This window comes from Pusillimonas noertemannii (assembly GCF_003096595.1).
GTDB lineage: Bacteria > Pseudomonadota > Gammaproteobacteria > Burkholderiales > Burkholderiaceae_B > Pusillimonas > Pusillimonas noertemannii.
Map to the genome: position 1 here is coordinate 71111 of NZ_QEKO01000008.1, position 24615 is coordinate 95725.

Below are 24615 nucleotides of genomic sequence, written 5' to 3' on the forward strand. Positions count from 1 at the left end.
GGGCAGGCCCTGGGCGGCACGTTCGGGCGGCACGGAGCCGCTCGATGCCTACAAGGTTTCACTGGCATAGTCGGCAAGACGCGAGCGCTCGCCCCGCTGCAAGGTGATGTGGCCCGCATGCGGCCAACCCTTGAAGCGGTCTACCACATAGGTAAGGCCCGAGCTGCCCTCGGTGAGGTAGGGCGTGTCGATCTGGGCGATGTTGCCCAGGCAGACGATCTTGGTGCCGGGCCCGGCCCGCGTGACCAGGGTCTTCATTTGCTTGGGCGTGAGGTTTTGAGCTTCGTCGATAATGAGGAACTTGTTCAGGAAGGTGCGGCCGCGCATGAAACTGAGCGACTTGACCTTGATGCGAGAGCGGATGATCTCCATGGTGGTGTTCTTGCTCCATTCCTGGCCGCCGCCCGAGCTCATTTCGTTGCCCGCGCCCAGGTGCAGCACCTCGAGGTTGTCTTCGAGGGCGCCCATCCAGGGCAGCATCTTTTCTTCTTCGGTGCCGGGCAGGAAGCCGATGTCGTCTCCGACCGGCACGGTGGCGCGGGTGATGATGATCTCGTTGTAGCGCTTGGTTTCAAGCGTTTGCGTCAGGCCGGCGGCCAGGGCCAGCAGGGTCTTGCCGGTGCCGGCCTGGCCCAGCAGCGAGACGAAGTCGCAATCGGGGTTCATCAGCAGGTTGAGGGCGAAGTTCTGCTCGCGGTTGCGCGCGGTGATGCCCCAGACATTGTTCTTGCCGTGGCTGTAGTCGCGCAAGGTGGCCAGCACGGCGCTTTTCCCGCTGACTTCCTTTACCTGGGCGTACAGTGGCAGTTCGCCTTCGAAGTAGACGAATTCGTTGACGATGAATTCGGCGCACAAGGGACCCTTGACGCGGTAATAGGTGGTTCCGCCCTGCTGCCACGACTCTACGTCCTTGCCGTGCTTGGTCCAGAAATTCTCGGGCAGGGGCATGACGCCGTCGTACAGCAGATCGGAGTCGTCGAGGACGTGGTCGTTGTAGTAGTCTTCGGCATCCAGGCCCAGCGACAGTGCCTTGAGCCGCATGTTGATGTCTTTGGACACCAGGATGACCTGCCGCTTGGCATACACGGCCTGCAGGGCGTGCACGACATGCAGGATGACATTGTCGGCCTTGCCCATGGGCAGTTCGATGGGCAGTTCGGACGCCAGGGCGCTGGTCTGGAAATACAGGGAGCCCAGGGCCTCTTGGTTGCCCAGGGCGTCAAGGGCCATGCCTTTGGCCAGGTCGCCGTTTGCCCCGACCAGCCCATCGAGGAAGCGGCTGACCTGGCGGGCGTTGCGCGATACTTCAGACATGCCCTTTTTCTGGTGATCGAGCTCTTCGAGCACGATCATGGGCAGGAAGATATCGTGCTCTTCGAACTTGAACAGCGAGTTCGAGTCATGCAGCAGCACATTGGTGTCCAGCACGAAAAGCTTGCGCCGCGACGAGGGCAGGCGTGTCTTCTTGGCCCCCTTGGGCTTGACGACCGCCAGGTTCGGCTGCTTGGCCGGCGTGGCGGGAGGTGTTGCCCTGGATTCGGCCGGCTGGCGCGCCGCTGGGGTTTCGACTGGGGCCGGGGCGATGACGGGGTCGGCTTCGACGGCATCTTCGGCGATGGACAGCACGGTTCCCATACGGGTAGGCAACTTGGGCAGCGGCATGAGGCGTAGGCTCCTTGTGGTGGTCGTTGCGTCGGGGGCGCAGGGCGCCGTCAGCCGGCGGCTTCGTGCAGCGCCTGAAGCACCGCCTCGACGTGTCCGGGTACGCGCAGGCCGCGCCATTCGCGGACCAGCACGCCTTTGGGATCGATGAGGAACGTACTGCGTTCGATTCCCCGTACCTGTTTACCGTACATGTTTTTCAGCTTCATGACGCCGAACAGTTCGCAGAGCGTTTCGTCGGTGTCGGCAATGAGGGCGAAGGGCAGGCCCTGCTTCTCGATGAAGTTGCCGTGCGTCTTGAGCGAATCGCGCGAGACGCCGATGATGCGGGCCCCGGCCTTCTGGAATTGGGCGTGATGGTCGCGAAAGCCCTGCGCCTCGGTGGTGCAGCCGGGCGTGTGGTCTTTGGGGTAGAAATACAGCACGGCCCATTGGCCGGCCAGCGAGGCCTTGGTGATCTCGCCTTCTGTGCTGGCTGCGGTGAAATCGGGCAGTGGGGCGCCGACGGTGACTTGGCTCATTGAGTGGGCTCCAGCGGCAGAAGGGCGGCGATGACGCGCCGGCCTTCGGCCATCAAGATGTTGTAGGTGCGAGCAGCCGCCTGGGTGCTCATGGATTCGACGCCTATGCCCATGGACAGCAGTTCGCTCACGGTCTCGGCCGGAAGCAGGCGCTGCTGCGAGCCGGTGCCGACGAGCAGGACTTCGGGGGCATTGGCGGGACGGGAGGGCGGAGTGCCGTCGAGAAAGGCCATGGGATCGGGCCGCGATTCGGTCAGGCCCGCGGCCTGCCGCAGCGACGCCCTGCTGATGGCGCCGGGGCCGCTGGCCGACCAGCGATGGACTTCGCCTTCGGGGCCGAAGCAGACAGCATGGCGGTAGGTGACGGCGTTGATCTCGATATAGTCTTCGCCGTAGGCGGTAACGGTGTTCAGCGCGGGGTTGGACTCGGACTGTAATTGCACTCGGTTGCTCCCATCTTCATTCCGATCATAGCGCAAATATGGGTCGGAAGAAGGCGGGTTCGCCAGGGAGCATCGCCTGCGGCCGGATAGGGTTTTCTCCCGGGCTGGGGATATGCCGGCCGGGGCTTTTTACGGCGCCATCGCGATCGTTTAAACTATCAGGTTATCTTTTCCCATTTGGCTTTTTCAGGCCTTTTTCAGCTTTGCACGGACCCCCAAGGACTCCATCATGACGAATTTTCCTCGAATAGAGCGGCTGCCTCCCTATGTCTTCAATATTACGGGCGAGCTCAAGATGGAGGCGCGTCGTCGAGGAGAAGACATCATCGACATGTCGATGGGGAACCCTGACGGCCCCACGCCCAAGCACATCGTCGACAAGCTGATCGAAGTGGCCAGCCGCCCCGACACCCATGGGTATTCGGTGTCCAAGGGCATACCCAGGCTGCGGCGGGCCATATCAGGCTGGTACGAGCGCCGCTACGGCGTGCAGATCGACCCCGATTCCGAAGCCATCGTCACCATCGGCTCGAAAGAGGGCCTGGCCCACCTCATGCTGGCCACGCTCGACCGCGGCGACACCGTGCTGGTGCCCAACCCCAGCTACCCCATACATATCTACGGCGCGGTCATTGCGGGCGCCAACATTCGCTCGGTGCCCATGGTGCCAGGGGTCGACTTCTTCGAGGAAATCGAACGGGCGGTGCGCGAGAGCATACCCAAGCCCAAGATGATGATCCTGGGCTTTCCCAGCAATCCCACGGCCCAGTGCGTCGACCTGAGCTTTTTCGAGCGCGTGGTGGCGCTGGCCAAAGAGCACAACATCCTGGTGGTGCACGACCTGGCCTACGCCGACATCTGTTTCGACGGCTATGTGGCGCCCTCCATCATGCAGGTCGAAGGCGCGCGCGACGTCGCGGTCGAGTTCTTCACCATGAGCAAAAGCTACAACATGGCGGGCTGGCGCATCGGTTTCATGGTGGGCAACCGCGAGCTCGTCAATGCGCTGGCGCGCATCAAGAGCTATCACGACTACGGCACTTTCACGCCCATACAGGTGGCGGCCATTGCCGCGCTCGAAGGCCCGCAAGACGAGGTGCTGCGCGTGGCCGAGCTGTATCGCAGCCGCCGCGACGTGCTGGCCAAGGGCCTGCACGAGGCCGGCTGGATGGTCGACGTGCCCAAGGCCTCGATGTACATCTGGGCCAAGACCCCCGAGTTCTATCACGAACTGGGTTCGCTCGAGTTCGCCAAGAAGCTGCTGGCGCAGGCAAAGGTGGCGGTTTCCCCCGGTGTGGGCTTTGGCGAGTACGGCGATGACTACGTTCGGTTCGCCCTGATCGAAAACGAGCAGCGCATCCGCCAGGCGGTGCGCGGCATCAAGGAAATGTTCCGAAAGGACGGATTGAGTAAATGAAAGCAGTAAAAGTAGGTCTGTTGGGCCTGGGCGTCGTCGGTGGCGGCACCTGGAAGGTACTCACGAACAACGCCGATGAAATCCAGCGGCGCGCCGGACGGCGCATCGAGGTGGTGGGCGTGGCCGTGCGCGACGTTCAAAAGGCCCAGGGCCTGGTGGGCGACTCGGCCTACGTCACGCAAGACGGCATGCGGGTCGTGCGCGACCCCGACATCGACGTGGTGGTCGAGGTGATAGGCGGCGAAACCCTGGCGCGCGAATGGATCATGGAAGCCATTGCCCAGGGCAAGCACGTGGTCACCGCCAACAAGGCCCTGCTGGCCCGCCATGGCAACGAAATCTTTGCGGCGGCCGAGGCCAAGGGCGTTACGGTTGCGTTCGAAGCCGCGGTGGCCGGCGGCATACCGGCCATCAAGGCCATACGCGAAGGCCTGGCCGCCAACCAGATACAGTGGGTCGCGGGCATCATCAACGGCACCAGCAATTTCATTCTTTCTGAAATGCGCTCGCGTGGCCAGTCCTTCCACGAGGCCCTGGCCGAGGCCCAGTTGCTGGGCTATGCCGAAGCCGATCCCACCTTCGACGTCGAGGGCGTTGACGCTGCCCACAAGCTTACCTTGCTGGCCTCGATCGCATTCGGCATCCCGGTGCAGTTCAACAAGACCCACACCGAAGGCATATCCCATCTGGCCCGCGAAGACATCGCCCACGCCGAGCGCCTGGGCTACCGCATCAAGCTGCTGGCCATCACCCGCCGCAGCGAGCGGGGCATCGAATTGCGCGTGCATCCCACCCTTATCCCGACCGAGCGCCTGCTGGCCAACGTCGAAGGCGCCATGAACGCGGTGCTGGTCAGCGGCGATGCCGTGGGGCCCACGCTTTATTACGGCCAAGGCGCGGGCGAACTGCCCACCGCCTCGGCGGTCGTGGCCGACCTGGTCGACGTTGCGCGCGCCTTCGACGTGGATCCGGCGCATCGCGTTCCGCATCTGGGCTTCCAGCCCGAGTCGATGGTCGACATTCCCATACTGTCGATGGACGACGTGGTGTCGTCCTACTACCTGCGCCTGCGTGTCGAAGACCGCCCCGGCGTGCTGGCCGACTTGGCCCGCATCCTGGCCGATGCCGATATTTCCATCGGCTCGATGTTCCAGGAACCCCATGGCGACAACGATGCCGACATCATCTTCCTGTCGCACGAGGCCCGCGAAGGCAACGTCGAAGACGCACTGCGGAAAATCCAGTACCTGCCCTTCGTCAAGTCCAAGGTCACCCGCCTGCGCATGGAGCACCTGCTATGAAATACCGCTCGACCCGCGGCGGCATGAGCCCGCTGCTGTTTTCAGATATTTTGCTCGAGGGCCTGGCGCCCGACGGCGGCCTGGCTCTGCCCGAGACCCTGCCTCAGGTGTCGGCCGAGCAGCTCGAGGCCTGGCGCAAGCTTGACTACGCCTCGCTGGCCACCGAAGTGCTGGGCCTGTTCATCGACGACATCCCGCGCGAAGACCTGAACCGCCTCACCCAGGCGGCTTACGCCCCGGGCGTGTTCGACTCGCCCGACGTGGTGCCGCTCAAGCCGCTGTACGGCAAGACCAGCCTGCTGGGCTTGTCGCAGGGCCCCACCCTGGCCTTCAAGGACATGGCCATGCAGTTTCTGGGTCAGGTGTTCGAATATGTGCTGACCAAGCGCGGCACCACCCTGAACATCGTGGGCGCGACTTCCGGCGACACCGGCTCGGCCGCCGAATACGCCTTGCGCGGCAAGAAGGGCGTGGCGGTGTTCATGCTGTCGCCGCATGGCCGCATGAGCGACTTCCAGCGGGCCCAGATGTATTCGCTGCAAGATCCCAACATCCACAACCTGGCGGTCAAGGGCGTGTTCGACGAGTGCCAGGACATCGTCAAGGCGCTGGCCGGCGACCTGGAATTCAAGTCGGCCTACCGGCTGGGCGCGGTCAACTCCATCAACTGGGCGCGCATCGCCGCCCAGATCGTGTACTACTTCTGGGGCTGGCTGCGCGCCACCAGCGGGCCGGGGCAGAAGGTCTCCTTCGCCGTGCCCACCGGCAACTTCGGCAACATCCTGTCGGGCCATCTGGCGCGCGAAATGGGCCTGCCCGTCGCCAAGCTGGTGCTGGCCACCAACGAGAACAATGTGCTTGAAGAATTCTTCCGCACCGGCGTCTACCGTCCGCGTTCCGCCGCCCAGACGCATGCCACCTCCAGCCCCTCCATGGACATCTCGCGGGCGTCCAACTTCGAGCGCTTCGTGTTCGACCTGGTCGGGCGCGATGCGGGCAAGGTGGCCCAGCTGTGGAAGCAGCTTGAGCAGCAGGGCGAATTCGACCTCAGCGAACTCAAGCCGCAGCTCGAGTCTCGCTATGGATTTATTGCCGGCGTCAGCACCCACCAAGACCGCCTGAAGACCATCCGTTCGGTCTACGACGAAACGGGCGTCCTGATCGACCCGCATACCGCCGACGCCGTCAAGGTTGCGGCCGAGCACGCCGATCCGGACACCCCCATGCTGGTGCTGGAAACCGCGCTGCCGGTCAAGTTCGCGGACACCATCCGCGAAGCCACCGGACAGATCGCCCCAGTGCCTGCGCATCTGCAAGACCTGCCCAGCCTGCCCCAGCGCGTGCAGGTCATGGCCTGCGATGCGAGCCTGGTCAAAGACTATATCCGGCAGCACGCCGAAATATAAGCAAGGAGGCCCACCGTGTCGATACTGAGCAACGTTCTTGCGGTAGGTATCGGCGCGGCGCTGGGCGCCATCGCCCGCTGGCTGCTGGGCCTATGGCTCAATCATGCCGCCTCCACGCTGCCCTGGGGCACCCTGGCCGCCAACCTGGTCGGCGCCTATCTCATCGGCCTGGCCCTGGGCTGCTTCCTGCTTTTTCCCGAGACGCCGGGCTGGATGAAGCTTCTGGTGACCACCGGCTTCCTGGGCGGGCTGACCACCTTCTCTACTTTCTCGGCGGAAACCGTGGGCCTGATCGAGCGCGGCCAGCTGCTGCTGGCGCTCGGCTATTCGGGAGTGAGCTTGTTCGGGGCGCTGGTACTTACGGGGATGGGGTTGTTGACGGTGAATGCACTGCGGTGATTTCTTGATGGAGCTTCTTATGGATGGAAGCCCATCAACATCAAGGGCGCCCGTCTTTTACCAGCTCAATGGCGACATCCATCACTCCAGGAGCCAGTGCATGATGAAGAACTTTCGCTCAGCACTGTAGCTAGTCCTAGCTGTGGTCGCGTGCACGTCGATTGTCGCCTGCGCGGGTATCCAACGGCGTTTGATAAGTTCATGCAGGAGTTGAAGGCCGGGACTGGCGACAGCGAAGCTACAGAGAGTTAGCGCCGCTCAAAAACATTGGTACGCTGTTGCTCGACCAATGCGGATGACTAACCGCGGATATCAGTCGTTGAGTGTCCCAGGTCTTGATCGGCAGTCGGCCGCTAAGAAGTTCATCGGACACAGCGGGAAAACACTACAAAATAGGCTGTATGATGAAAAAACCGTACGTTCCCCATCTCTATGGCGAGTCAGCTAAAGCGAAGCTCATGTCAAGACAGGGCTGGTTAACAGTCGGTGTGGCGTCTTCAATTAGTTGGCCTCAGGAAGATGTCTGGAGGCTGTATGTACGACGACAACGAGTATGTGCTACGAGGCAAAGTGGCTGGTGAGGAAAGACAGCTTCAGGATAACAAGGTGTTTGTGCGCCTGCACGCGCCGTACTGGAGTGAACAAGACTTGGGCATGCCTAATGCATCAATGTCATCCGGGCGATATAACCCGACCGGCTTTCTCCGGCGGATTTCGCCCGCTGATCGAGCAAGGCGAGAATCCTGCGGGGCAGGGTGATGTTGACACGTTCGATCGTGTCGTCGATCAGGGCAGGGTCGACTTCCGCAATGGCCCAGATCCAGCCGTCATATTCGCCGGTTTTTTGCAGCTCGGTGATGCTGGATGGCTTGGGGATGGATTCGCCATTGGCAATGGCTTCTTCGATCCAGGCGGCGATGGCTTCCTTGGCGTTTTCAATGGCTTCGTCTACGCCGTCATCCGCTGCGGAGAAGCAGCCGGGTAGATCGGGTACGACAACGCCCCAGGCGGTAGTATCGGTACCCGGCTCAATAGCAATAGGGTATTTCATGGTTACTCCTTACTTGATTCCAGCTTGACGCAGCAGCTTGTTGAGAAGTCCGATGCCAAGATCCTTCTTGGGATGAGGGACGCTGATATGTCCCGGCCGCGTAGGGTGGCAAAAGACATGGTGAGAGCCTTTGACGTTGCGCAGTTGCCAGCCGGCTTGTTCAAGCTGTCGAATGAGTTCCTTGCTGTTCATGAGTGTGTATAGTACACATAATAACAGTATAGGGGAGCATGGGGCCATTTTTGTCCAGGGCCAAAGCGAATGCGTGTTGGACAACGGTTTAGTTGAAGTCTTGCCGGCTGTTGTTATTGACGCCGCCCAGCGCCCGCGCTGCCTCCAGGCCGCTGCGTACTGCGCCTTCGAGCACGGCCGGGTAGCCGGTGTCCGTCCAGTCGCCCGCTACATATACACGCGGCCAGGGCGTGGCGTTGGAAGGCCGATTCAGGCCCGGCACGGCGGCGAAGGTGGCGCGTTTTTCGGTGATCAGTTCGTAGCGGCACACTGAAGGCATGGAAGGCATGCCGGCGGTCTGCTCGGCGATCTGCGCCAGTACGCCCTGTGCAACCTGTTCTTCACTGTGGTCGCGCAGGCCCGCCGCATTGCTGATCACGATGTTCAGCCGGCTGGTGGGCGGCGGCTCGGACAGGAACACATTGCAGTGAAACAGCCACTGGCCAAAGCGGCCGTCTGCGGGGGAGTCAGCCAGCATCAGCATGGGATCGGGCATGTCCCACCGGGCCGAGAGCTCCAGGGTCAGGGTGGCGATGGGCATGGGCTCGAAGGCGTCGAGCATGGCCAGATATTTCTGCGAGTCTTCGGTAGCAGGCAGCCGGCTTAGCAGGCGGCGGGCGGGCTGGGCGTTGGTGGCTACTACCACCGCATCGAAAGGCTGGCCATCCACCAGCACGCCATGATGTCCAACGGCGCCCGGGCGGTGGAGCTCAGGCGAGCTTGCTGCGCGGGCATCCGGTGCGTCTGAAGTCCGGGTGTCAGGGGTTTCTACAGCGGGTGGGGCTGCGATGGGCTCCAGGCCATAGTCCAGGCGGCGAACCACGTGTCCGCGCTCAACGCGGATATCGCCGGGAAGCCGTTCAGGCCACAAGGACGAAAGGTCAACGCGCGAGATCAACACCTGGCAGGCGCGGGGCCCGGCGCCCAGGCTGTCGCGCAGCACATTGGCGAAGAGCTGGGCGCAGGCCCGGTCTATGGGGGTGTTCATGCTGGCCAGGCAAAGCGGCTCCCAGAAGCTGCGTATCAGGCGCGCAGACTGCTGGCCGCGCGTCAGCCATTGGGCGACGGTCAGGCCTCCGGGACGGGCTCCGTCGGGCGCTTGCCATTGGACGGTGGCGGGGCTCCCGCCGGTATTCCCGTGGCGATGCCTGCTTTGGCCTGGGGTCATGACCGAACCTGGGTCGACCTTCCAACCCCGCCGCGCCAGGCCGGACATCAGCATGGCCAGCCGCAGGCGCTCGGGCCAGTTGATTCCTTTTGCGCGCAGCAGGGCGGCGGGCAGGGCCAGTGCATCAGGCAGGTTCGGCACCCGCAGTTCAAAGTGCCCATCGGCCGATTGCAGGGCCAGCGGCATGCTGTACAGCAATTCATCTGGGTCCAAGCCCAGCCTGCGCATCAGCGCGAGGGTTTCGGTATAGGCGCCCAGCATGATGTGCTGGCCGTTGTCCAGCGTGGCGTTCAAGCGAGGCGAGTGCAGACCGCGTGCGCGGCCGCCCAGCCTGTGGCCGGCTTCGAATACCGTTACGCCATGCCCCATGCGGTGCAGCTCCAGGGCGGCGCTCAGGCCGGCCCAGCCCGCGCCGATGACGGCGATGTTCATCGGGCCAGGCGCTTGACCAGGCCGCGGCCGCCGCCCACCCAGGTCTTCCAGGCCAGCCAGAACTTTCGTATGGGTGTAAGGGCGATGCGCTGCTCTAGCACGTGCCAGCCGTCGCGCTCGATCTCATCGAGCAGGGCGTGGTAGATGGCCGCCATGGCCAGGCCCGGACGCTGGTTGCGGCGATCGGCCTCGGGCAGGGCCTGCATGGCTTCGCGATAATACTGCCGCGCGCGCTGCGCCTGGAATTGCATGAGCTTTTCAAAGCGCTCGGAGTGCTGGCTGTTGAGTATCTCGGAGGCCTTGACGTCGAAGCGCTGAAGTTCGTCGATGGGCAGGTAGATGCGCCCGCGGCGGGCGTCGTCGCCGACGTCGCGGATGATGTTGGTCAACTGGAAGGCCAGGCCCAGCTTGTCGGCGTAATCCAGCGTCTTGTCGTCGGTATAGCCGAATACGCCCACCGACAGCTCGCCCACCACGCCGGCCGCATGCCAGCAATAGGTGCGCAGGCCGGGCCAGTCGAGATAGCGCGATTGGTCAAGGTCCATTTCCATGCCCGCGATCACGGCATGCATGCGGTCTGCGGTGATGCGCCGTTCGGCCAGATGGGGGGCCAGCGCCCGAGTAACGGGGTGGTCGGGCTTGCCTGCGAACATGCGGTCGACCTCGGCGTGCCACCAGGCCAGCTTGGTGCGCGCGATCGAAGGGTCGCTGCATTCGTCCACCACGTCGTCCACTTCGCGGCAAAAAGCGTACAGGGCCGTGATGGCCTTGCGCTGCTCGGGCGGCAGGAACAGGAACGAGTAATAGAAGCTGGAGCCGCTTTGCGCGGCCTTGTTCTGGCAGTATTCGTCGGGGCTCATTGCGTGGTCGAAGCCGGGTAAGGGTAGGGGTACGCGACGTCGCGCAGCGTACGCCATGAAAGCAGCAGCCAATCGCGCTTGCGCAGCGTGGGCCTGTTTTGGAACACGTCGTAGTGTAATGGTTCCAGGCGCTCCAGGATACGCAGGCCGCCCAGTACGACCATGCGAAGTTCGAGGCCGATGCGGCCCGGCAGCCGCCGTGCCAGCGGCATGCCCTGCTGGAGCAGGCCGCTGGCCTGCGCGCACTGCTCGCGCATCAGCGATTGCCAGGCGGCGTCGCAGCGGCCCGCCGCGATCTGCGATTCGTCCACGCCATGGCGCGCAAGTTTGTCCTGCGGCAGATATACGCGCGCCTTGCGCCAGTCTATGGCGACGTCCTGCCAGAAATTGACCAGCTGCAATCCGGTACAGACGGCGTCCGAACGGCGCAGGTTCTCGGGGGTGCAGGCGTCGTAAAGATGCAGCATCAGGCGTCCCACGGGGTTGGCCGAGCGCGAGCAATAATCGAGCAGGGCGCCGTCGTCGGCATAGCGGTGGGTGGTGACGTCTTGCTCGAAGGCCGAGAGCAGGTCAAGGAAGGGCTGCAGCGGAAGCCGCCAGGCATGCACCGTGTGGGCCAGGGGGCCGAAGACCTCGTGCAGTGGGTCGTGGGCCGGCATGCCGGGCTGCCCCTCATGCATGGCCAGCAGGGCCCGGCGGTAGGCGCCCAGCTTCTCGAGACGGGCCGCCGGCGCGTCGTCGCCCTCGTCGGCGATGTCGTCGGCGCTGCGCGCAAAATGATAGATATGCGAGACCGGCGCGCGCAGGCGGCGGGGCAGCAGCAGCGAGGCGACCGGGAAGTTCTCATAGTGCTCCCGCTGTTTCACATCGGGTGTCGACATGGATTAGACTTTCGCTATTAGGGGAGTTTTATGCCACGTCCAATATCGGCTTCGATCTCGTTGCCGTCGTTAAAGCACAATCTGGCGGTTGTCGCCACGCAATTGAACAGTTTCAGCCAGCAGGACAGCCGGGTTGCCCCCCATATCTGGGCTGTTGTAAAAGCCAATGCGTATGGCCATGGCATCCATAATGCGGTACGCGCGTTCGAACAGGCGCAGGGCCTGGCCATGCTCGACCTGGACGAGGCCGTGAAGTGCCGCGAGGCCGGATGGAGCAAGCCCATACTGATGCTCGAAGGCTTTTTCGAACCCGCCGATATCGCGGTGTTCCGGGATTATAGTTTATGGACCACGCTGCATTGCCAGGAGCAGCTCGACATGCTTGGGGCGGCGCAACCCGGCCAGCCGCTGCATGCGCTGGTAAAGCTCAATACCGGCATGAACCGCCTGGGGTTTTCCGCGCAAAACTATGCCGCGGCCTATCGGCAAGCGCTGGAAGCGCAGCGGCGCGGCGTGCTCGGCACTGTGGGCAAGATGACCCACTTTGCACGCTCGGACGACAGCGTTGACGTCACCCAAGAGCAATTCCTTCTCTTTCAAGAGGCCACCCGCCATCTTCCAGGCCCGGTCAGCCTGTGCAACTCGGCGGCCACGCTTACGCCGCGCTACTGGATGTGGCCGTCTCCCGATACCGAACAATGGGTGCGCCCCGGCATCTGCCTTTACGGTTCGTCGCCGTTCCCCAACCAGCCGGCGCACGACCTGGGCCTGCGGCCCGCGATGACACTGCGCTCGCAGATCATAGGGGTGCAAGAGGTGGCGGCCGGGCAGGGTGTTGGCTATGGGCATGCTTTTATTGCGCCAAAACCCATGCGCGTGGGCGTGGTGGCCTGCGGCTATGCCGACGGCTATCCCCGGCATGCGCCCAACGGCACGCCCGTGACGGTAGACGGGCACGCCACCCAATTGGTGGGCAGGGTTTCGATGGACATGCTCATCGTCGACCTGACCTCTGTGCTGCAGGCCGGCATCGGGTCGCCCGTGGTGCTCTGGGGCCACGGGGGGCCCTCGGTGGACCAGGTCGCTCATGCGGCCGGAACCATCGGGTACGAGTTATTATGCGCCCTGGCGCCTCGCGTGCCGGTTTCCGTCACTGTCTGAGTCTACGAAAGGAATACATCGTGAAGAATCAATGCGTGCTGGTCACCGGCGCCACCAAGGGCATAGGATGGGCCATCAGCCGGCGCCTGGCCGACCTGGGCTGCCATGTGGTGGGCCTGGCCCGCCATACCCAGGACATCGATTTTCCCGGCTATCTGTATTCGTGCGATTTGTCCAATGCCGGCGAAACAGAAGACATGCTGCGCGTGATCCGCGAAAAATATCCGGTCGACGCCATTGTGAACAATGTGGGCATCGTCAAGCCCGAGCCCCTGGGCGAGATCGACCTGGGCTCGCTGTACCAGGTGTACGACCTCAACCTGCGGGTCGCCGTGCAGGTTACCCAGGCTTTTGTCGCCTCGATGAAGGCGCGCCACGAGGGGCGCATCGTGAACATCTGCAGCCGCGTGGTGCATGGTTCGCCCAATCGCACCAGCTATGCGGCCGCCAAGAACGCGCTCGTTGCCTGCACCCGTACCTGGGCGGTCGAACTCGCACCTTACGGCATCACGGTCAACGCCGTGTCGCCGGGGCCGGTCGAAACGGAATTGTTCCGGGCCAACAGCCCCGTGGGCAGCGAGGCTGAGAAGGCCGCCCTGGATTCGATTCCCATGGGCAGGCTGGGCCAGCCTGCCGAGGTGGCGGCAGCCGTCACCTTCTTCCTGTCGCCCGAAGCCGGCTTCATCACGGGGCAGGTGCTGGGCGTGGACGGGGGCGGCAGCCTGGCCGGCCGGCGCTAGCCAACACTAGGGCCCGTTAACACTAAAGGACTTTGCATGGCCAAGGCCAAGACCACCTTTGTCTGCAGCGAATGCGGCGGCACCTGCCCCAAGTGGGAAGGCAAGTGCCCGCATTGCGGCGAATGGAACACCCTGACCGAAACAGTGGCCGCTCCGGCCCAGCAGCACCGCTTCGCACCCCTGGCCGGCGCAAGCCCGGTGCGCAATCTGGCCGAAATCGAGGCCCGCGAGCTTCCGCGCCAGCCCAGCGGCATTCCCGAGTTCGACCGCGTGCTGGGCGGGGGGCTGGTCACGGGCGCCGTCATCCTCATTGGCGGTGATCCGGGCATAGGCAAGTCCACCTTGCTGCTGCAGGCCCTGGTGTCGCTGTCGCGGGTCACGCCGGTGCTGTACGTTACAGGCGAAGAGTCGGCCGAGCAGGTGGCGCTCAGGGCGCGCCGGCTCGAACTGGCCACCGATGAGGTCAAGCTGCTGGCCGAGATCCGGCTCGAGGCCATCGTGGCCGCGCTGACCGAAGAACGCCCGCGGGTGGCCGTCATTGATTCCATCCAGACGCTTTATTCCTCTGAACTCAGCGCCGCGCCCGGCTCGGTGTCGCAGGTGCGCGAATGCGCTGCCCAGCTTACCCGCCTGGCCAAGCAGACAGGCACGGCCATCGTGCTCATCGGCCACGTCACCAAGGACGGTGCCCTGGCCGGGCCGCGCGTGCTCGAGCACATTGTGGACACCGTCCTGTATTTCGAGGGCGATACGCATTCGTCCTTTCGCCTGGTCCGGGCCATCAAGAACCGTTTCGGGGCCGTCAATGAGCTGGGCGTATTCGCCATGACCGACCGTGGGCTGCGGGGCGTCAGCAATCCGTCCGCGCTGTTTCTTTCCCAGCACGACCGCAATGTGTCGGGCTCGTGCGTGATGGCCACGCAAGAGGGCACCCGACCATTGCTGGTCGAGATCCAGGCACTGGTCGACGGCGCGCACGTGCCCAATCCGCGGCGGCTTTCGGTAGGGCTGGAAAGCACGCGCCTGGCCATGCTGCTGGCCGTGCTGCATCGGCACGCGGGCGTGGCCACGTTCGACCAGGATGTGTTCGTCAACGCCGTGGGCGGGGTCAAGATCACCGAGCCTGCGGCCGACCTGCCGGTTCTGCTGGCCATCATGTCTTCGCTGCGCGACAAGCCGCTGCCCGAGGGCCTGATCGCATTCGGAGAAGTCGGCCTGGCGGGCGAGATCCGGCCGGCTCCGCGCGGCCAGGAGCGACTTAGGGAAGCGGCCAAGCTGGGTTTCCGGCTTGCGCTGGTGCCCAAGGCCAACGCGCCCCGGCAGGCCATTGAAGGCCTCGAGATCTGGCCGGTCGACCGCATCGATGCGGCCATCGACCGCTTGCGAGGATAGGGCGGGGCCATGACTTTATGGAGCCGCTACCTCGCCCCCGGCCTGCGGGCCCTGAAGCGCGACTGGCGTTCGGGCGAGCTGGGCTTGCTGGCGCTGGCCTTGCTGATCGCCGTCACGGCGGTCGGCAGCGTGGGCTTTCTTTCTGACCGCGTGTCGGCCGCCCTCGATCGCAGCTCAGCCCAGATGCTGGGCGGCGACCTGGTGCTTCGGGCCGACGAGCCCATTGCGCACGAAGTGCTGGACCAGGCCATCGCCCTGGGGCTCGAAGCCTCCACCCACCGCACGATGTCCTCCATGGCCAATTCACCGGGCGGCATGAGGCTGGTCTCGCTCAAGGCGGTCGATACGTCGTACCCGCTGCGAGGCGAGCTGCTGCTGCGCGACGATGCCATGCCGCAAGGCAGGCCCGCGGCCTCGGGCCCGACGCCGGGAACCGTCTGGATCGACCCTCAATTGACCAGCCTGCTGCATGTCGATGTGGGCGACACGATCGAACTAGGCGAGGCTTCATTCCGCATCGCGGGCGTCATTGCCTACGAGCCCGACCGGGGCGTGCAGTTCATCAACGTGGCGCCGCGTGTCATGATGAGGCTGGACGAACTGGCCTCCACAGGCCTGCTTGGCCCGGCCAGCCGCGTGCGCGATGTGACCAGCTTCGCCGGCCCGCAGCAGGCCGTGGCCGCCTATCGGCAATGGCTCGAACCGCGCCTGGAGCGCGGCCAAAGGCTTTCAGAGCCCGGTGAGGCGCGCCCCGAAATACAGCGCTCGCTTGACCGGGCCTATCAGTTCCTGACCCTGGTGGCCTTGCTGACGGTGGTCATCTCGGCGGTGGCGGTGGCCCTGGCCGCCCGCCGCTTCAGCCGCCGCCATCGCGACGGTGTGGCGGTGATGCGCTGCATGGGAGCGGGCAGGCGGCAGCTTGCCGCCATGTTCGGCATAGAGTTCCTGTTGCTGGCCCTGTGCGCCGCCGCGCTGGGCGTGACGCTGGCTTTCCTGGTGCAGGCGGGCCTGGCCCATCTGGTGGCGGCCCTGCTCGACGTCGACCTGCCCGGGCCTTCGTGGCGGCCCGCCTGGCATGGCGCCGCGGCCGCCTTGCTGCTGCTGGCGGGCTTTGCGCTGCCGCCCCTGTCGGCCCTGTATCGCGTGCCTCCGATGCATGTGTTGCGGCAGGCCGGGGGGCGATGGGCGCCCAGAACCGCCGTGTCCTATGCCGCCGGCTTTCTGGCTTTTTTTCTGCTGGCCTGGTGGATATCGGGCGATGTGCGCATGAGCCTGTTGGTGTCGGGCGGTTTCCTGGTAGGCCTGGCGGTGTTCTTTTGCGTCGCTTACGGGGTCATCCGCCTGCTGGGCGCCCTTGCGGGTGGCTTGCGCAACGCCTCGTCGCTGCGCTTCGCCCTGCGGGGCATGGTGCGGCGCCCTGGCCTGGCCACGGCCCAGGTGTGCGCCTTGTCCGTCGGCCTGATGGTCATGCTGTTGCTTACCCTCGCCCGCACCGACCTGCTCGACGGTTGGCGGGGCACTTTGCCGGCTGATGCGCCCAACACTTTCCTGATCAACATCCAGCCGGACCAGCGCCAGGCGGTGGGCGCCCGGCTTGAAGAGGCGGGCATACACGCGGCGCGGCCGGCCCCCATGGTCCGGGGCAGGCTGCTGGCGATCAACGACGAGCCCGTCGATGCGCGCAGCTACGAAGACGAGCGTGCCCAGCGCATGGTCGAACGCGAGTTCAATCTTTCGCATCTGGCCGCCTTGCCCGACAGCAACACCCTGGTGGCGGGGCGCTGGCTCGATCCCCGGGGCAGCGAGGTTTCGCTCGAGACCGGCCTTGCCGAAACCCTGGCCATAGGGCTGGGCGACACGTTGTCGTTCGATATCGCGGGCCAGCAGGTAACGGTAAAGGTCACCAGCCTGAGGGAAGTGAAGTGGGACTCCTTCGATGTCAATTTCTTTGCGCTGATGTCCCCGGCGGTTCTGGAAGAGGCGCCGGCCACCTACATCACCTCTTTCTATATGCCGCCCGCGCGGCTTGGCCTGGGCCAGCGGCTGGTCGACGAGTTCCCCAACCTGACCGTGGTCGACGTGGGCGCCATCCTGGCCCAGGTCCGGCGCATTGTCGAGCAGGCGATATTGGCCGTGCAGCTGCTGTTCCTGTTTACGGTGCTGGCCGGCGTGCAGGTGCTGGCGGCGGCCTTTGCGGCCACGCGCGACGAGCGCATCCACGAAGTGGCCGTGCTGCGCGTGCTGGGGGCGGGGGCGACGCGGCTGCGGCGCACGCAACTGATCGAACTGCTCGTGCTGGGCGGCCTGTCGGGCGCGCTGGCCGCCCTGGGCTCCATACTGCTGGCCCGCTTGCTGGCCGAGCGGGTGTTCGAGTTTTCGCTTGGATGGCCATGGTGGCCCTGGGCGGTGGGCGTGGCCGGCGGGGCGTTGATTTCCTGCCTAGGGGGCGGGCTTGCGCTGCGCGGCGTGCTGCGCACACCCCCCCTGCGCATGCTGCGGGAGGCCGCATGATCTCCACTCCGCTCGGTACCGGTTTATTGCGCTTCAAGTCGGGCGCCCTGTGTTTCGATCCGGCGCGCATTGGCCGGCCGGGTCCGGCCTTGTTCGATCCCAGCAATCCGGCACTGCAGGCGGCTTCCGTGGCGGTAGGCGGCAGGCAGTCGGCGTGGTTCGTCTCGGGCGAGGTTCCCGCCGCGGTACTGCGTCATTACCGGCGAGGTGGCCTGGCGGCCCGCGTCAGCCGCGACCGCTATCTGTGGACGGGTGAATCCTCCACCCGCTCGTTTGCCGAGTTTCGCATTTTGCAACTGCTGCACGGGCAAGGCCTGCGGGTGCCGGCGCCGCTTGCCGGCGCCTACTGGAGGGCGGGGCCGTTCTACCGCGCCGCCATCCTGATAGAACGCATACCCCAAGTCCGGACCCTGGCCGAGGCGCTGGAGGCGCCCCAGGCGGTGGCACAAGCCATCTTCGCCATGCACGAGGCGGAGGTTTGGCATGCCGACCTGAATGCCTATAACATCTTGCTCGACAAGGCCGGCCTGGCCTGGCTCATCGACTTCGACCGCGCCCGCCACGGGCCGGTGGGCCTGCAGGCCAGGCGGTCCAATCTGTTGCGGCTGCGCCGCTCGCTGAACAAAGTGGCCGGCCAGCGGGGGCTGGATTGCTGGGTACAGATCCACCGCGCCTACGAGGCACTTTCCGCCTAGGGCCTTTCAGCGCCAACCCCAAAAAGCTTTATCATCACGTCTTTTCGGTGGATTGTTTCCGGAGGCTCTTGCCGTGAGTTTGAACAGGGTCGCGTCATGGCTGTTGGCGATGCTCGCATTGGCGTCCTGCGCCGCCTGGGGGCAGGGCGGGGTGGTCAACGTCTATAACTGGGCCGAGTACACCGCGCCGGACACGCTGTCGGGTTTCCAGAAGGAAACAGGCATCCGGGTTCGCTACGACGTCTACGACAGCAACGACACCCTGCAGGCCAAGCTGCTTACGGGAAAGTCGGGCTATGACGTGGTCGTGCCGTCCACCCACTATGCCGCGCGGCAACTCGAGGCGGGCCTGTTCCAGAAGCTGGACAAAAGCCGGATACCCAATTGGCGGCATCTCGATCCCGAGATCATGAAGCTGGTTGCCGCGGTCGACCCGGGCAACCAGTATCTTGTGCCCTGGGGCTATGGCACCAACGGCCTGGGCTACAACGTGACGCGCGTGCGCGAGATCCTGGGACCGGACGCGCCCCTGGGAAGCTGGGACATGCTCTTCGATCCCGAGTACGCCAGCAAGCTCAAGGGCTGCGGCATTGCGATACTGGACGAGGCTGCGCAGGTGTTTCCCGCGGCGCTGCACTACCTGGGCAAAGATCCCAACAGCACCAACCCTGACGACTATGAGGCCGCGCTCAAGCTGCTCAGGCAGATCAGGCCCTATGTGCGCCAGTTCAGTTCGTCGGGCTATATCGATGAGCTGGCATCGGGCGACCTGTGCATGGTCTACGGTTTTTCGGGCGACGTGCTGATTGCGCGGGAACGCGCCAGGCAGGCGGGTAAGCCCTACGAGATCGACTACTACCTGCCCGCGGGCGGTGCTCCGGCCTGGTTCGACACCATGGCCATTCCGAAGGGGGCCGCCCACGTCGACGAGGCCCATGCTTTCATCAACTACATCGAGACGCCGCAAGTGCATGCTGCGATCACCAATAATATGTTCTATCCCAATGCCAACAAGGCCGCCCGCCAATATGTCGACCCCGAGGTGGCCAACAATGTCATGATCTATCCGCCCGACGAGGTCGCGGCCCAGCTTTTTGTCATCAAGGCCCTGCCTCTTCACGTATTGCGCGTGCAGAACAGGCTGTGGGCCAAACTTCGATCGGGGCGCTGAGCCATGGACAATCGTAGTGTCACTCCCGCCTGGCCGGCCGACGAGGACGAGTTCGTCCGCGTCGACGACGTGGTCAAGATCTACGGCGACGTCGTGGCCGTGCAGTCGGTCAATCTTTCGGTCAGGCGCCGGGAAATCTTCGCGCTGCTCGGAAGCTCGGGCTGCGGAAAATCCACCCTGCTGCGCATGCTGGCCGGCTTCGAAGAGCCCACGTCGGGCCGCATCTACCTCGACGGCGAGGACATTACCGCGCTGGCGCCTTATCGCCGGCCGGTCAACATGATGTTCCAGTCCTATGCGCTGTTCCCGCACATGACGGTCGAAGCCAATGTCTCGTTCGGCCTGAAGCAAGAGGGCGTGCCCCGCAACGAAATACACGAAAGGGTCTTCGAGGCGCTCGACCTGGTGCAGATGGCCGGCTATTCGCGCCGCAAGCCGCATCAGTTGTCGGGGGGCCAGCAGCAGCGCGTGGCCCTGGCCCGCAGCCTGGTCAAGCGGCCCAAGCTGCTGCTGCTCGACGAGCCCATGTCGGCGCTGGACAAGCAGATCCGGCAAAAGACGCAGATCGAGCTGGTGCGCATCCTGGACCAGGTCGGCGTCACCTGCATCATGGTCACCCACGACCAGGACGAGGCCATGACCATGGCCAGCAGGCTGGCGGTCATGACCGAAGGGCAGATCGTCCAGTGCGGCACGCCCCAAGAGGTCTACGAGTTTCCCAATTCGCGTTTCGTGGCGGGATTTATCGGCAGCACCAATCTGTTCACCGGCACCATCACCGTCGACGAACCCGATCACGTGCTGATCGAAAGCGACGAGCTTCTGCGGCCGATGCATGTCAATCACGGCGTCAGCGAACCGCTGGGCATGCAGGTATATGTATCGGTGCGGCCCGAGCAGATCAGGGTGGCGCGCGAGCAGCCGCAGGCCGAGTACAACTGGTCGCGCGGCATCGTCAGCCACATGGCCTGGATGGGCAGCCATGCCCGCTACCAGTTGCGGCTGGATTCGGGCCTGGTGGTCGAGGCCGCCGTTCCGCGCCAGATCATGGCGCAAACCGATGCACCGGGCATGGACGAAGAGGTGTTCATCCATTGGTCCAGCGAAAGCGCCGTGGTGCTTGCGTCATGAGGCGCCTGTTCACCCATGACCGCCAGTCGGTATTGCGCAAGCTGGCCATCGTCCCGCCTTTCGCATGGCTGGCGCTGTTCCTGCTGGTGCCTTTCTTGCTGGTGCTGAAGATCAGCTTTGCCGACCTTCGCTTCGGCATACCGCCGTACACGCCGCTTGCGACGCTGGAAAACGAGACCCTGAGCCTGAGCGTGCACCTCAGCAGCTACTTGCTGCTGTTCCGCGACAGCCTGTACGTGGCCACCTACATCAGCTCGGTCAAGATGGCGCTGGTTACCACGGTATGCTGCGCGCTGCTGGGCTATCCCATGGCCTACTACATTGCCCGCGCCAACCCCAGAGCGCGCAATATGATGCTGCTGGCCGTGATCCTGCCGTTCTGGACCTCGCTGCTGCTGCGCGTGTATGCCTGGGTGGGCATCTTGCGCAACGACGGCCTGCTCAACAACGCGCTGATGGCGCTGGGGTTGATCGATTCGCCGCTGGAAATCTATCGCACCGACCTGGCGGTTTACATCGGGCTGATCTATGCCTATCTGCCGTTCTTCATCCTGCCCCTGTACGCCAACCTGGTGAAATTCGACATGCGCCTGCTTGAAGCAGCCTACGACCTGGGCGCCAGGCCTTTCCAGGCGTTCTGGCGGGTTACCCTGCCCATGTCGCTGCCGGGCGTCATCGCCGGCTCGCTGCTGGTCTTCATCCCCACCGTGGGCGAGTACGTGATTCCCGAAATGCTGGGCGGCGCCGATACCCTGATGATGGGCCGGCTGATGTGGACGGAGTTTTTCAACAACACCGACTGGCCGATGGCCGCCGCGGTAACCTGCGTCATGGTGCTGATACTGATCGTGCCGCTGGCGCTGCTGCAGTACAACCAGGCGCGGCAATTCGATTCGGAGAGGCGCCATGGCAAAACCTGACCGTCTCCTGCGGGCTTTCGTCCTTACCCTGGGCTATGGCTTTCTGTACGTGCCGATAGCCTGCCTGATGCTGTTCTCTTTCAACGATTCGGCCATGATGACCTCATGGACGGGCTTCTCGCTGCGCTGGTACCACGAGCTGTTCAGCGATCAGGCCCTGCTGTCGGCGGCGGGCCTGTCGTTGAAGATCGCGGCGCTTACGGCGACGGCCGCCGTGGCCCTGGGCACCTGGGCGGCCTATGTGCTCGTGCGCATGGGGGCGTTTCGCGGCTCGGGCCTGTATGTCGGCATGCTGTGCGCGCCCCTGGCCATGCCCGAAGTGGTGCTGGGCATTTCACTGCTGCTGATGTTCGTCGAACTGGGGTCGCTCTTCGGCTGGCCGGCGGGAAACGGCTTGTTCACCATCTGGGTGGGGCACGTTACCTTGTGCATCGCCTATGTGGCCGTGGTGATCCAGGCGCGCATCCGCGACCTTGACCGTTCGCTCGAAGAGGCCGCCCTCGACCTGGGCGCATCGTCACTGAAGGTGTTCTTCGTCATCACGCTGCCGCTGATCGCGCCCGCCCTCATGGCGTCATGGCTGCTGGCCTTTACACTGTCGCTTGACGACGTGGTGATCGCTTCTTTCCTTTCGGGGCCGGGCTACACCACCTTGCCGCTCGAAGTATTTTCCCGGGTGCGCCTGGGACTCAAACCTGAAATCAATGCCCTGGCTACCTTGTTCATCCTTATCGTGGGGATATCCGTCATTGTGGCGAGCAAGGTGCAATGGCGCAAAGAGGAATCATGAAAGCCCTACGACTTTACGGATTGAAGCGCTGCAGTACCTGCGTCAAGGCCATGGCCTGGCTCGACGAGCAGGGTCAGCCCTATGAGTTCATCGATTACCGCGACGAGCCGGTGCCGGCCCCGGTGCTTGCCGACTGGAAGGACAAGCTGGGCGGCTGGGAGAAACTGGTGAATCGCGCTTCAATGACCTGGCGCAATCTGCCCGAGCAGCGCAAGGCGCCCAAGGACGATGCCGAGTGGCTGGCGCTGATCGCCGAGTTTCCCACGCTGGTGCGCCGGCCCGTTCGCGTCGATGCCGACGGCCGGGTCAATGCGGGCTTTTCGGCCAAGAAATACGAAGAACTCAAGGGGTAGGCCATGCTTGACCAGAACGCCCTCAAACGCAATGCGGCGCAGGCCGCTGTCGATTATGTACTGCCGCTGCTGGGTCCCGATTCGATCCTGGGGGTGGGCACGGGTTCCACCGTCGATCTCTTCATCGACGCCCTGGCGCCCCACAAGCAACGCTTTCGCGGCGCGGCGTCCAGTTCGGAGCGCAGCTCGGCCCGCATGGCCCAGGCCGGCATACAGGTCTTCGATCTTAACGACATCGAGACCATGCCCGCCTACGTCGACGGCGCCGACGAGATCGACTCCGGCCTGAACATGATCAAGGGCGGCGGCGGGGCGCTTACACGCGAAAAAATCGTGGCCTCGGTGGCGCAGCAGTTCGTGTGCATCGTCGATGAGTCCAAGCTGGTCGCGAAACTGGGCGCCTTCCCGCTTCCGGTCGAGGTCATACCCATGGCAATGGCGGCCGTCGCCCGGCGCCTGGCCCGATTGGGGGGGGAGCCTGAAGAAAGAAAGGGTTTCGTCACGGACAACGGCTGCCGCATACTGGATGTGTCGGGTCTTGATATTGCCGATCCGGCCGCGCTCGAGGCGCGCATCAACGACATTCCCGGCGTGGTCACCTGCGGCTTGTTCGCCATTGCAGGCGCCGATGTGGCGCTCGTTTCGGGCCAGCAGGGGGTGCGGCAGCTAAGAGCTGGCCAGGTTTCACAATAGCGTCATAATCCCAGGCTAAGCTTTTTCCTTTGAATGGATTATCATGTTTGTAGCAGTAGGCGGGAAACCCGGCTGCAGACCCTGATTTCAAAGTTTCCGCGACGAAGGCCGATATGACCGAGCACACCAACAGGCAGTTTTCCACCGATCTCGAAACCACCAAATCCCTGTTCCTGCAAATGGGCGGGTTGGTCGAGACCATGGTCTACGACGGCGTCGAAACGCTTATTTCCGGCGACCTTAGCCTGGTTGACCGCGTGCGCGAGCGCGAAAAGGAAGTCAACCGCCTCGAAGTCGAAATCGACGAACGCATAGGCCTGCTCATTGCACGCAACCAGCCCACCGCCGTAGACCTTCGCCTGCTGCTGTCCATTTCCAAGATGCTTACCGACATGGAGCGCTGCGGCGACGAGGCCGAAAAAATCGCCAAGGTGGCCCGGCGGCTGCATGAATCCGAAGGCCGCTTCATTCCGGCCGTCGAACTGCGCCACATGCGCGAGTACGTGGTGTCCATGCTGCGCCAGTCGCTCGACGCCTTCGCGCGCGAAGACGCCATCCATGCCGCGCAGGTGGTGCGCAGCGACAAAGAGGTCGACAAAGAGTGGAAGGCCTCGCTGCGCCACCTCATCACCTACATGATCGAAGACCCGCGCACCATCACCCGCTCCATCGACCTGATCTTCATCGCCCGCTCGCTCGAACGCATTGGCGACCATGCCAAGAACATGGCCGAACGGGTCATCTACATGGTAAAGGGCGACGACGTGCGCCACACGGGCGTGAAGGCCACCGAGCGCACGGCGCGCGGCGCAACCTACGAAGAAGACAACGACGCCTGATACGCATCAAGGGCGGGGCCGCCAGGCGCGGAAGCGCTTTCAGAAGAAACCCGGAAGCCGGGCAGTCTTGAGCGACTGCCCGGTTTTTTTCGTGGCGTGCCCTGCCTGATCAGGCCGAAGGCGGCACGTAGCCCTGGGCTTCGACGTTGGCGTCGTCGAACAGAAAGCTTTCCATCTGCTGCGCCAGGTATTTGCGGGCGCGGACGTCGGCCAGGTTGAGCCTGTTTTCGTTGACCAGGCGGGTTTGGGTTTCGACCCATTGGGCCCAGGCCTGCTTCGAGATGTTTTGCCAGATGCGGATGCCCAGTTCGCCGGGATACGGCGGCGCCTCGAGGCCTTCGGCTTCTTGCTTGAGTTTTACACAGTGGACCATGCGTGCCATGACATTCCTACCTAAAAAGTACGTTTGATCAATGGCCCATTGTACAAGCTGCGCGGCGCGAAACA

25 protein-coding genes are annotated in these 24615 nt (G+C 64.0%); 16 read left to right on the forward strand and 9 right to left on the reverse strand.

Annotation, left to right across the window (positions count from 1 at the left end):
• Positions 1 to 48: 48 nt before the first annotated feature.
• Genes C7440_RS17875 through C7440_RS17885 form a run of 3 tightly spaced genes read right to left on the reverse strand, consistent with a single transcriptional unit; the run spans position 49 to position 2626 of the window.
• Positions 49 to 1662, reverse strand: a complete 1614-nt coding sequence (locus C7440_RS17875) for a PhoH family protein (RefSeq protein WP_017524275.1) — start codon at positions 1660 to 1662, stop codon at positions 49 to 51.
• A 50-nt stretch (positions 1663 to 1712) separates the two neighbouring features.
• Positions 1713 to 2183, reverse strand: a complete 471-nt coding sequence (locus C7440_RS17880) for a peroxiredoxin (RefSeq protein ID WP_017524276.1) — start codon at positions 2181 to 2183, stop codon at positions 1713 to 1715.
• Positions 2180 to 2626 carry an Mth938-like domain-containing protein gene (locus tag C7440_RS17885; RefSeq protein WP_017524277.1) on the reverse strand — a complete coding sequence of 149 codons (447 nt, stop codon included), beginning with the start codon at positions 2624 to 2626 and terminating at the stop codon, positions 2180 to 2182. The genes C7440_RS17880 and C7440_RS17885 overlap by 4 nt, the downstream gene beginning before the upstream one ends.
• Before the next feature lie 229 nt (positions 2627 to 2855).
• Here C7440_RS17885 and alaC point away from each other — a divergent pair, with 229 nt between their 5' ends.
• From alaC to crcB, 4 genes are read left to right on the forward strand one after another with little or no spacing between them, the layout of a single operon-like run.
• The gene (alaC, locus tag C7440_RS17890) at positions 2856 to 4043 is read left to right on the forward strand and encodes an alanine transaminase (RefSeq protein ID WP_116519419.1); all 1188 of its coding nucleotides are present in this window, start codon (positions 2856 to 2858) and stop codon (positions 4041 to 4043) included.
• The gene (locus C7440_RS17895; protein ID WP_017524279.1) at positions 4040 to 5344 is read left to right on the forward strand and encodes a homoserine dehydrogenase; all 1305 of its coding nucleotides are present in this window, start codon (positions 4040 to 4042) and stop codon (positions 5342 to 5344) included. Before alaC ends, C7440_RS17895 begins: the two co-directional genes overlap by 4 nt.
• Positions 5341 to 6750 carry a threonine synthase gene (gene thrC, locus C7440_RS17900; RefSeq protein ID WP_116519420.1) on the forward strand — a complete coding sequence of 470 codons (1410 nt, stop codon included), beginning with the start codon at positions 5341 to 5343 and terminating at the stop codon, positions 6748 to 6750. Before C7440_RS17895 ends, thrC begins: the two co-directional genes overlap by 4 nt.
• 15 nt (positions 6751 to 6765) lie before the next feature.
• Positions 6766 to 7149, forward strand: coding sequence for a fluoride efflux transporter CrcB (gene crcB / locus C7440_RS17905; RefSeq protein WP_116519421.1), 384 nt, complete (start codon positions 6766 to 6768; stop codon positions 7147 to 7149).
• Between the two features lie 658 nt (positions 7150 to 7807).
• On the opposite strand, the gene C7440_RS17910 is transcribed toward crcB, so the two are convergent.
• The 5 genes from C7440_RS17910 to hpnC all read right to left on the reverse strand — a co-directional run bounded on the left by C7440_RS17910 (position 7808) and on the right by hpnC (position 11772).
• Entirely contained in the window at positions 7808 to 8200 is a 393-nt protein-coding gene (locus tag C7440_RS17910; protein WP_017524282.1) for a type II toxin-antitoxin system HicB family antitoxin, read from the reverse strand.
• A gap of 9 nt (positions 8201 to 8209) precedes the next feature.
• Entirely contained in the window at positions 8210 to 8392 is a 183-nt protein-coding gene (locus C7440_RS17915; protein WP_017524283.1) for a type II toxin-antitoxin system HicA family toxin, read from the reverse strand.
• An 88-nt stretch (positions 8393 to 8480) separates the two neighbouring features.
• On the reverse strand, positions 8481 to 10031 hold the full coding sequence (locus tag C7440_RS17920; RefSeq protein ID WP_116519422.1) for a hydroxysqualene dehydroxylase: 1551 nt from the start codon (positions 10029 to 10031) through the stop codon (positions 8481 to 8483).
• Positions 10028 to 10891: a presqualene diphosphate synthase HpnD gene (gene hpnD / locus C7440_RS17925; protein ID WP_017524285.1), complete on the reverse strand. Its 864-nt coding sequence runs from the start codon at positions 10889 to 10891 to the stop codon at positions 10028 to 10030. The genes C7440_RS17920 and hpnD overlap by 4 nt, the downstream gene beginning before the upstream one ends.
• A complete protein-coding gene (gene hpnC, locus C7440_RS17930) occupies positions 10888 to 11772 on the reverse strand; it encodes a squalene synthase HpnC (RefSeq protein ID WP_116519423.1) in 885 nt (294 codons plus the stop codon). Before hpnC ends, hpnD begins: the two co-directional genes overlap by 4 nt.
• Positions 11773 to 11802: 30 nt before the next feature.
• On the opposite strand from hpnC, the gene alr reads away from it, so the two are divergent.
• The 12 genes from alr to phoU all read left to right on the forward strand — a co-directional run bounded on the left by alr (position 11803) and on the right by phoU (position 24168).
• Positions 11803 to 12933 carry an alanine racemase gene (gene alr / locus C7440_RS17935; protein ID WP_116519424.1) on the forward strand — a complete coding sequence of 377 codons (1131 nt, stop codon included), beginning with the start codon at positions 11803 to 11805 and terminating at the stop codon, positions 12931 to 12933.
• A 20-nt stretch (positions 12934 to 12953) separates the two neighbouring features.
• Entirely contained in the window at positions 12954 to 13673 is a 720-nt protein-coding gene (locus C7440_RS17940) for an SDR family oxidoreductase (RefSeq protein WP_017524288.1), read from the forward strand.
• Positions 13674 to 13709: 36 nt separating this feature from the next.
• Complete coding sequence (gene radA / locus C7440_RS17945; RefSeq protein ID WP_017524289.1) at positions 13710 to 15065, forward strand: DNA repair protein RadA; 1356 nt, start codon at positions 13710 to 13712, stop codon at positions 15063 to 15065.
• A gap of 9 nt (positions 15066 to 15074) precedes the next feature.
• The gene (locus C7440_RS17950; RefSeq protein WP_116519425.1) at positions 15075 to 17576 is read left to right on the forward strand and encodes an ABC transporter permease; all 2502 of its coding nucleotides are present in this window, start codon (positions 15075 to 15077) and stop codon (positions 17574 to 17576) included.
• On the forward strand, positions 17573 to 18271 hold the full coding sequence (locus C7440_RS17955; RefSeq protein ID WP_116519426.1) for a 3-deoxy-D-manno-octulosonic acid kinase: 699 nt from the start codon (positions 17573 to 17575) through the stop codon (positions 18269 to 18271). Before C7440_RS17950 ends, C7440_RS17955 begins: the two co-directional genes overlap by 4 nt.
• Positions 18272 to 18380: 109 nt before the next feature.
• A complete protein-coding gene (locus tag C7440_RS17960) occupies positions 18381 to 19442 on the forward strand; it encodes a polyamine ABC transporter substrate-binding protein (RefSeq protein WP_017524292.1) in 1062 nt (353 codons plus the stop codon).
• 3 nt (positions 19443 to 19445) lie between these two features.
• Positions 19446 to 20573 (forward strand): ABC transporter ATP-binding protein, encoded by a 1128-nt coding sequence (locus C7440_RS17965; protein WP_017524293.1) that lies wholly within the window; start codon positions 19446 to 19448, stop codon positions 20571 to 20573.
• Complete coding sequence (locus C7440_RS17970; protein ID WP_017524294.1) at positions 20570 to 21493, forward strand: ABC transporter permease subunit; 924 nt, start codon at positions 20570 to 20572, stop codon at positions 21491 to 21493. The genes C7440_RS17965 and C7440_RS17970 overlap by 4 nt, the downstream gene beginning before the upstream one ends.
• The gene (locus C7440_RS17975) at positions 21480 to 22283 is read left to right on the forward strand and encodes an ABC transporter permease subunit (RefSeq protein WP_017524295.1); all 804 of its coding nucleotides are present in this window, start codon (positions 21480 to 21482) and stop codon (positions 22281 to 22283) included. Before C7440_RS17970 ends, C7440_RS17975 begins: the two co-directional genes overlap by 14 nt.
• Positions 22280 to 22636 carry a Spx/MgsR family RNA polymerase-binding regulatory protein gene (locus C7440_RS17980; protein ID WP_026067911.1) on the forward strand — a complete coding sequence of 119 codons (357 nt, stop codon included), beginning with the start codon at positions 22280 to 22282 and terminating at the stop codon, positions 22634 to 22636. Before C7440_RS17975 ends, C7440_RS17980 begins: the two co-directional genes overlap by 4 nt.
• Before the next feature lie 3 nt (positions 22637 to 22639).
• Positions 22640 to 23329 (forward strand): ribose-5-phosphate isomerase RpiA, encoded by a 690-nt coding sequence (gene rpiA / locus C7440_RS17985; protein WP_116519427.1) that lies wholly within the window; start codon positions 22640 to 22642, stop codon positions 23327 to 23329.
• A gap of 113 nt (positions 23330 to 23442) precedes the next feature.
• The gene (gene phoU / locus C7440_RS17990) at positions 23443 to 24168 is read left to right on the forward strand and encodes a phosphate signaling complex protein PhoU (RefSeq protein ID WP_116519428.1); all 726 of its coding nucleotides are present in this window, start codon (positions 23443 to 23445) and stop codon (positions 24166 to 24168) included.
• Between the two features lie 109 nt (positions 24169 to 24277).
• On the opposite strand, the gene C7440_RS17995 is transcribed toward phoU, so the two are convergent.
• A complete protein-coding gene (locus tag C7440_RS17995; RefSeq protein WP_017524299.1) occupies positions 24278 to 24550 on the reverse strand; it encodes an oxidative damage protection protein in 273 nt (90 codons plus the stop codon).
• Between the last annotated feature and the right edge of the window lie 65 nt (positions 24551 to 24615).